Below are 7,929 nucleotides of genomic sequence, written 5' to 3'. Positions count from 1 at the left end.
GGGCGGGGGGGCCATGGCTTTCTTGATGGACAGATTGATGCGGTTGTTGTCGTCGATCCCGATGACCTTGACCTTGACCTCCTGTCCCTCCGTGAGATGATCCTTTACGTCATTCACATAAGTATAGGCGATCTCGGAGATATGCACCAGACCCGACCGGCCGCCGGGCAGTGACACGAAGGCGCCGAACTTCGTGATGCCAGTCACTTTTCCTTCTACAATAGAACCTACACCAAACTCCATACTGTTTCCATGATCCTCTCTTGAAATTTCACCCGGTCTCTCTGTTGACGAACGGCCCTTTTAGTTGGTGATGACGATGACCTTCTCCCCCGGCACCACCAGACCGAGCTTATCTCTGGCGATGTCTGCGATCCGGTCCGGATCGTCGGGATTGGCCACGTCCTCGGCCAGGTCGGCGTTGACCTGGGCCTGCTCGGCCACCTGACGGCTCAGGGTGTCCCGCTCGGCCTGGGTCTGACGGATGCGGCTTTGCAGGTCCAGAAGGGAGGTGGCCAAATAGATGAGCAGGGCCAGGATCACCAGTTTGGTGAGCAGTCCGGCTTTCTTGGTCTTTGGCATGGTCTCTCCCCTCCCATCTCCCGTCATCGGAACGGGCCAGGTCGTCCATCTCTCCGGGTATCAGATTAAGTTTATACCATTCTCGCCGATAATGGAAGTATTTTTTTATGTTTTTTCGAATTTTTTTCTCAAAGCCGGCCAGTCCCTTCACCGGTAGGAGAAGAAGGCGGAGCACCACAGCCGCCCCGTCGGCCGCCAGCCCCAGCAGGAGACGGGCCGGCGGACTCAGGAGGAGAAAATAGAGCGCGGCCCCCAGCACAAGGGCCGCCCCCATATAGATGCGCAGCACGCCTCCCCCCACAGTGATGGCATAGGCGAAAAGTCCCACCGTGGTCACGCCCCAGAAGCCCAGATCCAGCAGCTGTCCCATCAGGGGGAGCCGGAGCCGCCGCCGAAGGAGCCGCAGAACGTCATACACCAGGCCCAGACAGCCCCCCAGAGCCGCCGCCCCCAGAAAGGTCCGGATCTGCTCGGCCAGGTCGATGCCCACGGTCTAATGGAACAGCCGGGCCAGGAACCCGCCCCGGGCCCCGCCGTCGTCCTCATAGGTGAGGGAATCCACCATGCCCTCCACCCGCAGGTCGCCCCCGTCCAGACTCAGCTTTTCGATGTGGAGGTCCTCCCCCCGGACCACCAGGGTCCCCTGGGCGGTGCGCATCACCACGGCGTTCTCGTCGAAGCTCTCCACCTCCTCCACCCCGGACACGGACAGTGAGGACCGCCCCTCCAGGATCACATGGTGGTCCGCCGCCTCCTGCCGCGGCCGCCTTTCCTCATACTGCATATTGTTTCCCGCCTTTCCCCCCTCCGTGCGCGGAGGGTATGCTGCTCCAATATATGGGCCCGGCGGACGGGATATGCCCTCAGCCCCGGCCCAGGGCCCGGCACAGGGGCGGGCTGAGGACGGCTACTCCGGCAATTTTGAGCAGATCGCCGGGCAGGAAAATCAGCATACCACTCCACAGCAGGGCGGGGAGGGCCCTCCCCCGGCCCAGGTACACGTTGAGGATGAGCCACATGTAGGGCAGCCCCACCAGGTAGAGGGTCCCCAGCCCGGCCAGGGCCGCCAGGGCCGCCCGTCCCGGCCCCGGCCTGGCTCCCGCAAGCCTGCCCGTCACCCAGGCGGCGGGGACCAGTCCCAGGAGAAAGCCGAAGCTGGGCTGGAGCACATATCCCGGTCCGCCGCCGCCGGTGAAGATGGGCAGTCCCGCCAGTCCCAGGAGCACATAGACCCCCTGGGAGACCGCCCCCCACCGGGGGCCCAGCAGCACCCCGGAGAGAGCGGTGGCAAAGTAGAGCAGCGTGATGGGCACAATGCCCACCGGGATCTTGATGAAGTTGGCCGCCGCCGTTATCGCCGTGAACAGCCCGGCCAGCGCCAGCATGCGGGTGCGTATCTGCATCTCTGTCTCCTCCAGTCGTAAACCAATTATATAATCTGGTTTACAATACCACAGCTCCAGTCATTTGTAAACCACTCTTTTTTCATTGGTTGACCACGGAGGGGAAATGGGGGTATAATGCTTGGGAAAGGAAGGTGCCGCCATGCTCCAGGATGAGATTTTAGCCCTGCTGCGCGCCGAGCCGCTGGCCTATCGCTCCGGAGAGGAGATGAGCCGCCGGCTGGGGGTGAGCCGGGCGGCGGTGTGGAAGGCGGTGGAGGGCCTGCGCCGGGCGGGGTATGAGATCGTCTCTGCCCCCAATCGGGGCTACCGGCTCTCCGCCGCCCCCGACGACCTGCGCTCCGGCGAGCTCTCCGCCGCTCTCTCCGGTCATCTGGTGGGCCGGGAGGTGGTCTGCCTGGACTGCGTGGACTCCACCAACAGCGAGGTCAAGCGCCGGGCCGCCGGGGGGGCGGCTGAGGGGCTGGTCATTCTGGCCGACGAGCAGACGGCGGGCCGGGGCCGCCGGGGAAACACCTTCCAGTCTCTGCGGGGAAAGGGTCTCTTCTGCTCCGTTCTGCTCCGGCCCCAGGTCCCCCTGGACGCCCTGAGCCAGCTCACCGCCTGGACGGCGGTGGCGGTGTGCCGGGCCATTGAGACCTGCTGCGGTCTGGCGTGCGGCATCAAATGGACCAACGACATCATCTGGAATGGGAAAAAGCTCTGCGGCATCCTCACCGAGCTGGAATTCGAGGCCGAGAGCGCCGCGGCGGTGGCCGTGGTGGTGGGGGTGGGGATCAACGTGGGGCAGACTGACTCCGACTTCGGCCCTGACCTCTCCCCCCTCGCCGTCTCCCTCTCCCAGGCTCTGGGCCGGCCAGTCCGGCGGGCGGAGCTGGCCGCCGCCCTGCTGACCGCCCTGGACGAGATGTACGCCGCCTTTCCCCGGGAGAAGGGGGCCTATCTGGAGGAATACCGCCTCCGGTGCGTCACCACCGGCCACGAGGTGGCTCTGGTCCGGCCCGACGGCAGCCGGAAGCCCGCCTTTGCCCAGGGGGTGGACGACGACTTTTCCCTGGTCTGCCGTCTGCCCGACGGCAGGGAGCGAACGGTGACCGCCGGCGAGGTGTCGGTGCGGGGGCTGCTGGGCTATGTCTGAGGAACGGAGGGAGCATATGAACGCAGGGACGCGCCGGGAACGGCTGATGGAGCTGCTGAAAGGGGCGGAGGGGCCGGTGAACGCCTCCGCGCTGGCCCATACCCTGTCGGTGAGCCGGCAGATCATCGTGGGGGACATCGCCCTGCTCCGGGCGGCGGGGGAACGCATCACCGCCACCCCCCGTGGCTATGTGCTGGAGCACGCCGCCACCGGAGAGCTGTGGACGGTGGCCTGCCGCCACACCACCCTGGAGGACATGACCCAAGAGCTCAACATCATGGTGGACAACGGCTGCACCGTGGTCAACGTCATCGTGGAACACCGGGTCTATGGGCAGTTGGTGGGCCAGCTGGACCTATCCAATCGGTATGATGTGTCAGAGTTTATACAAAAGGTTGTCTCAAATGGGGCCAAGCCCCTCTCCGACCTCACGGGGGGTATCCACCTCCACACCCTGAACTGCCCCGACGAGGGGGCTTATCGCCGGGTGACCCAGGCCCTGCAAGAGGCCGGGCTCCTCCTCACCTGAGCATAGGAACATCACACCGGCCCGGACTGAAAAGGTCTTGACTTTTTCGCCGGGCTGGTCTTATAATACTGTCTTGTGTCAAGACACCTATAAAGACAATTTGAGAGAGAAGGAGCTGGCAAAGATATGGAAGGCTTGAAGGGCTTCCTCCAGCGCAAAAACATCGTCATCTCGGCCCGCCGGTACGGCATCGACGCCCTGGGGGCCATGGCCCAGGGACTTTTCTGCTCCCTGCTCATCGGCACCATCCTGAACACCCTGGGGACCCAGTTCGGCATCCCCTTCCTGACGGCCCAGATCATCAAAATCAACGACGTGGGCTATACCGTGGGCGGGCTTTGCTCCTTTATGAGCGGCTCGGCCATGGCGGTGGCCATCGGCTACGCCCTCCAGGCGCCCCCCATGGTCCTCTTTTCCCTGGTCACGGTGGGCTACGCCTGCAACGCCCTGGGCGGGGCGGGAGGGCCGCTGGCGGTGCTGTTCGTGGCCATCATCGCCGCCGAATTCGGCAAGGCGGTGAGCAAGGAGACCAAGGTGGACATCCTGGTCACCCCCATCGTTACCATTCTCATCGGCATCGGCGCGGCCTGGCTCATTGCGCCCCCCATCGGCTCCGTGGCCAACGCCTTCGGCCAGCTCATCATGCGCACCACCCTCCTCCAGCCCTTCTGGATGGGGATTCTGGTCTCCGTACTGGTGGGCATCGCCCTCACCCTCCCCATCTCCTCGGCGGCCATCTGCTCGGTGCTGGGTCTCACCGGCCTGGCGGGAGGCGCGGCGGTGGCCGGCTGCTGCGCCAACATGGTGGGCTTTGCCGTCCTCTCCTTCCGGGAGAACGGCTGGGGCGGCCTGGTGAGCCAGGGCATCGGCACCTCCATGCTCCAGATGCCCAACATCGTGAAAAACCCCAAGATCTGGCTCCCCGCCATCCTGACCTCCGCCATCACCGGCCCCCTGGCCACCTGCTTCTTCGGCTTGGAGATGAACGGCGCCCCCATCAACTCCGGCATGGGCACCTGCGGCCTGTGCGGACAGCTGGGCGTGTGGACGGGCTGGGTCGCCCCCAGCGAGAAGGCCCTGGCCAACGGCGCTCTGGCCATCTCCCCCACCCCCTTCGACTGGCTGGGCCTCATCCTCATCTCCTTTGTGCTGCCCGCTGTGCTGTGCTGGGCCTTCGGCCTCCTCTTCCGGAAGATCGGCTGGATCAAAGAGGGCGACCTGAAACTGGACTAAACCCAAAAAACGCCGCCGCTTTCCCCCGTTTTGGGGGAAGCGGCGGCGCTTTTTCAATTTTCCAGCTGGTAACGTTCCACCAGCGGCACCTCTGCGGTCAGGGTCTCCTCCCCCCGGCGGACCTGGAAGGTGATGACCTCCCCCGCCTGGAGCCCGTCCCGGAGGACGAGCAGGTCGTCATTGGTGCGGAGGGGGACCCCGTTGGCGTCCAGGAGGACGTCGCCCGGCTCCAGAACGTCCTCCGCGCCAGAGCCGGCGGTGACGCTCACCACCAGGAGGCCGTGGTCCACCCCCCGCTCCGCCTGCTCAAAGTCGTACATGGCCCGGACTGTGACGCCCAGGGTGGGCCGGCCGGTGACCACGCCGTCAGCGATGAGGGCGTCCACCACCGGCTTCACCGTGGCGGTAGGAATGGCGAAGCCCAGGCCCTCCAGGCTGTTGTCGGAGACATTGGAGATGAGCTTCATGTTGGTGATGCCCACCACCTGGCCCTGGTCGTTGACCAGAGCGCCGCCGGAATTACCAGTGTTGAGGGCGGCGGTGGTCTGAAGGAGGGTCATGGTGTTGCCGTCCACCTCCATGTCCCGGTTGATGGCAGAGAGGATGCCGTCGGTCATGGTGCCCCGGAGCTGCTCCCCCATGGGGTTGCCGATGGCCACCACCGTATCCCCCACCACCATCTGGTCGGAGTCGCCGAAGACGGCGGGGGGCAGGGCGGCGGCCTCCACCTTGAGCACCGCCAGGTCGGTGGCTTGGTCGCTGCCCACCAGCCTGGCCGGAAAGCTGCGCCCGTCCTCCAGAGAGACGTCGGCCCGGAAGGCCCCCTCAATGACATGGGCATTGGTGATGATGTAGCCGTCGGCAGTCATGACCACGCCGGTGCCCTAGGAGATGCCCATGGGCAGGGCGGCGGTGATGGAGACCACCGAGGGGCTCACCTGCCGGTAGATCTCCTGAAAGGTCAGGGCGGCTGCCTCCGCCCGGTCAGTGAGGGTCAAGGTAGTCCCATCCCCGTTTGGATAGCGCTCCAGCTCCAGGTCGGTCACAATGGCCTGGACGCCGCCCATCCCGTCCTCTATCGTGGGTGGCCAGGCCGCCACGTCCAGGGGCTCTGCCCGGATGGCCAGGGCCGTTGCCAGGCCGCCCAGCACCAGCACCAGTCCCAGCAGGACCGCCGCCGCGCCCCGCTCGGAGCTCTTTTTATGTGGCTTTGGAGACGGCTCCGGGACCGGCTCCGGCGGCTGCCGGTCAGCGGTCTCCCGCTCCTCCGGCGGCTGCGAGCCTTGGGCGGCGGGCGCTTCGCCGGGTCCGTCATAGTAATAGTGATACATGGCTCCCTCCTTGTCGGGTCTCAGGCCAGAGTCAGCGTAAAGGTGAATTCCGTCAGGCCGTCCTCGCTGGTCACGGTAATATTTCTCCCCAGCCGGCTCCGCCGGCAGGGGGCCCCGTTTTTTACTTCCTCGGCGGGAATGAATCCCGCCTGCGGCAAGACGCCGCCCTGCGGCGCCTTGGACGCGGCTGATGCCGCGCCGCCCCCAAAGGGGGCGGAGAAAATATCTCCTCTTTTTCCGGGACCTCAGGCCAGAGTCAGCGTAAACGTAAATTCCGTCAGGCCGTCCTCGCTGGTCACAGTGATATTTTCTTTGTGGCTATTGAGGATCGTTTTGACGATATAGAGCCCCAGGCCCACGCCGTCCCGGTCCTCACTGCGGGAGCGGTCGGTCTTGTGGAAGCGGTCAAAGACCAGGGGGATCTCCTCGGGCGGAATGGTATCGCCGTGGTTGCGGACCGACACATAAGCCTTCCCCGCCCGGGCGGCCACCGAGATCCCCAGCGTGGTGTCCAGGTAGGAAAACTTGATGGCGTTGTCCAGCAGATTGTAGCACACCTGGGTGATGGCGTCCGGGTCCCCCCACACCTGCACCGGGTCGTCCGGGAGCTGGGTGTCCACATCCAGCCCCTTGGCGTTGATTTTGGTCTCCAGGCTCACCAGCACCCGGAGCATGACCTCGGAGATGTCGAACTGCTCCTGGGCGGTGACCCGCTCGCTGGACTGGAGCCGGCTCAGGTCCAGCATCTTGCGCACCAGGCGGGAGAGCCGCCGGGTCTCGGAGGAAATGACTTTCAGGTACTCCTTTTCCCGCCCCGGCGGGATGGTGCCGTCCAGGATGCCGTCTGCAAAGCCGGCAATGGTGGTCATGGGGGTCTTGAGCTCGTGGGAGATGTTGGCCACGAACTCGCTGCGCTTGGCCTCGGCCTGGGCGATGGAGTCCGCCATGGCGTTGAATGCCTCGGCCAGCTCCCCCACCTCGTCGCAGCGGCCAGTGCAGTCCACCCGTGTCTCATATTCTCCGTGGCCGAACTTCCGCACCGCCTCCGCCATGTCCTTGAGGGGCCGGGTCATCCGCAGGGAGGTCACCGAGGTGGTGATAAAGGCGATGAGCATGACCACCACCGAGGTAAAGAGGAAAATAGAGGCGAAGGCCCGCCACATCTCGGTGATGCTGGCCGCTTTGGCGGCCACGAAAACCATGCCGGCCATGACCTGTTGTCCTCTGTAATCCAGGCGGAAGGGCACGCCTACCACATAACGCTGCTCGGCAAAGAGGCCGTCCAGGGTGGTGACAGACTCAAAGGAGCCGATGGCCTGGACGCTCTGGACCGCGACGGCGGGCAGCTTGGCGTCGGCAAGGCCGGCCAGCTCGCCGGCGCTGCCGGCGGCGTAGATGATCTGTCCGGTCTGGCTGGTGAGGAGGACGGTGGCCTCTGTCACGGAGACCACCGCGTCCACCGCCGGCTGGAACCGGTCAGAGACCAGGTAAAATCCACCCTGTTCGCTGTCGACGCTGACCTCCTGACTGAGCACACCGGCGATATAGCGGGCATTATAGCCGATGGAGTCCTGCCGCTCGCTGACTGTATAGCGGTAGGAGAGGGTGATGAAGGCCGAGCCCAGCAGGGCGAATGAGACCAGGATCACCCCGGCCATGATGAAAAACTGGCGCTGATACAGGCTCTTCAAGGGCAGGGCGCCCCCTTTCTTC

General features: G+C 65.0%; 11 protein-coding genes and 1 pseudogene. 3 read left to right on the top strand and 9 right to left on the bottom strand.

Annotated features, from left to right (window positions below; all coding sequences use genetic code 11):
* From Q0Y09_RS07295 to Q0Y09_RS07280, 5 genes and pseudogenes are all read right to left on the bottom strand, one after another.
* The coding region (locus tag Q0Y09_RS07295) for a S1 RNA-binding domain-containing protein (RefSeq protein WP_297719795.1) at window positions 1-243 on the bottom strand (243 nt) is incomplete at its 3' end.
* 60 nt (window positions 244-303) lie between these two features.
* Complete coding sequence (gene ftsL, locus Q0Y09_RS07290) at window positions 304-582, bottom strand: cell division protein FtsL (RefSeq protein WP_297719793.1); 279 nt, start codon at window positions 580-582, stop codon at window positions 304-306.
* A gap of 232 nt (window positions 583-814) precedes the next feature.
* Window positions 815-1,072, bottom strand: a pseudogene (gene yabQ, locus Q0Y09_RS13255) (spore cortex biosynthesis protein YabQ); the annotation flags it as partial.
* 3 nt (window positions 1,073-1,075) lie between these two features.
* Complete coding sequence (yabP, locus tag Q0Y09_RS07285; protein WP_297719790.1) at window positions 1,076-1,366, bottom strand: sporulation protein YabP; 291 nt, start codon at window positions 1,364-1,366, stop codon at window positions 1,076-1,078.
* A gap of 79 nt (window positions 1,367-1,445) precedes the next feature.
* Window positions 1,446-1,985: a biotin transporter BioY gene (locus tag Q0Y09_RS07280; protein ID WP_297719787.1), complete on the bottom strand. Its 540-nt coding sequence runs from the start codon at window positions 1,983-1,985 to the stop codon at window positions 1,446-1,448.
* Window positions 1,986-2,106: 121 nt separating this feature from the next.
* Here Q0Y09_RS07280 and Q0Y09_RS07275 point away from each other — a divergent pair, with 121 nt between their 5' ends.
* The 3 genes from Q0Y09_RS07275 to Q0Y09_RS07265 all read left to right on the top strand — a co-directional run bounded on the left by Q0Y09_RS07275 (window position 2,107) and on the right by Q0Y09_RS07265 (window position 4,885).
* The gene (locus Q0Y09_RS07275) at window positions 2,107-3,123 is read left to right on the top strand and encodes a biotin--[acetyl-CoA-carboxylase] ligase (protein ID WP_297719784.1); all 1,017 of its coding nucleotides are present in this window, start codon (window positions 2,107-2,109) and stop codon (window positions 3,121-3,123) included.
* Window positions 3,124-3,139: 16 nt separating this feature from the next.
* Window positions 3,140-3,652, top strand: coding sequence for a transcription repressor NadR (locus Q0Y09_RS07270; protein ID WP_297719781.1), 513 nt, complete (start codon window positions 3,140-3,142; stop codon window positions 3,650-3,652).
* A 126-nt stretch (window positions 3,653-3,778) separates the two neighbouring features.
* Window positions 3,779-4,885 carry a PTS transporter subunit IIC gene (locus tag Q0Y09_RS07265; RefSeq protein ID WP_297719778.1) on the top strand — a complete coding sequence of 369 codons (1,107 nt, stop codon included), beginning with the start codon at window positions 3,779-3,781 and terminating at the stop codon, window positions 4,883-4,885.
* Between the two features lie 53 nt (window positions 4,886-4,938).
* Here Q0Y09_RS07265 and Q0Y09_RS07260 read toward each other — a convergent pair whose 3' ends face one another.
* The 4 genes from Q0Y09_RS07260 to Q0Y09_RS07245 form a co-directional block, all read right to left on the bottom strand.
* Entirely contained in the window at window positions 4,939-5,760 is an 822-nt protein-coding gene (locus Q0Y09_RS07260; RefSeq protein WP_297719775.1) for a trypsin-like peptidase domain-containing protein, read from the bottom strand.
* A 9-nt stretch (window positions 5,761-5,769) separates the two neighbouring features.
* The gene (locus Q0Y09_RS07255) at window positions 5,770-6,216 is read right to left on the bottom strand and encodes a hypothetical protein (RefSeq protein WP_297719772.1); all 447 of its coding nucleotides are present in this window, start codon (window positions 6,214-6,216) and stop codon (window positions 5,770-5,772) included.
* Window positions 6,217-6,236: 20 nt separating this feature from the next.
* Window positions 6,237-6,374 carry a hypothetical protein gene (locus Q0Y09_RS07250; RefSeq protein ID WP_297719769.1) on the bottom strand — a complete coding sequence of 46 codons (138 nt, stop codon included), beginning with the start codon at window positions 6,372-6,374 and terminating at the stop codon, window positions 6,237-6,239.
* Window positions 6,375-6,461: 87 nt separating this feature from the next.
* Window positions 6,462-7,907, bottom strand: coding sequence for a HAMP domain-containing sensor histidine kinase (locus Q0Y09_RS07245; RefSeq protein WP_297719766.1), 1,446 nt, complete (start codon window positions 7,905-7,907; stop codon window positions 6,462-6,464).
* Window positions 7,908-7,929: the final 22 nt, after the last annotated feature.

Origin of the sequence: Intestinimonas sp., from assembly GCF_026169115.1 — a bacterium.
Classification (GTDB): domain Bacteria; phylum Bacillota; class Clostridia; order Oscillospirales; family Oscillospiraceae; genus Intestinimonas.
The sequence above is the reverse complement of the archived record's forward strand: the minus strand, read 5'-3'. Positions and strand labels throughout refer to the sequence as shown.

Coding starts and splice junctions, on each gene's coding strand:
- ftsL (WP_297719793.1), bottom strand. CDS start 582: ATGCCAAAGACCAAGAAAGCCGGACTGCTCACCAAACTGGTGATCCTG.
- yabP (WP_297719790.1), bottom strand. CDS start 1,366: ATGCAGTATGAGGAAAGGCGGCCGCGGCAGGAGGCGGCGGACCACCAT.
- Q0Y09_RS07280 (WP_297719787.1), bottom strand. CDS start 1,985: ATGCAGATACGCACCCGCATGCTGGCGCTGGCCGGGCTGTTCACGGCG.
- Q0Y09_RS07270 (WP_297719781.1), top strand. CDS start 3,140: ATGAACGCAGGGACGCGCCGGGAACGGCTGATGGAGCTGCTGAAAGGG.
- Q0Y09_RS07265 (WP_297719778.1), top strand. CDS start 3,779: ATGGAAGGCTTGAAGGGCTTCCTCCAGCGCAAAAACATCGTCATCTCG.
- Q0Y09_RS07255 (WP_297719772.1), bottom strand. CDS start 6,216: ATGTATCACTATTACTATGACGGACCCGGCGAAGCGCCCGCCGCCCAA.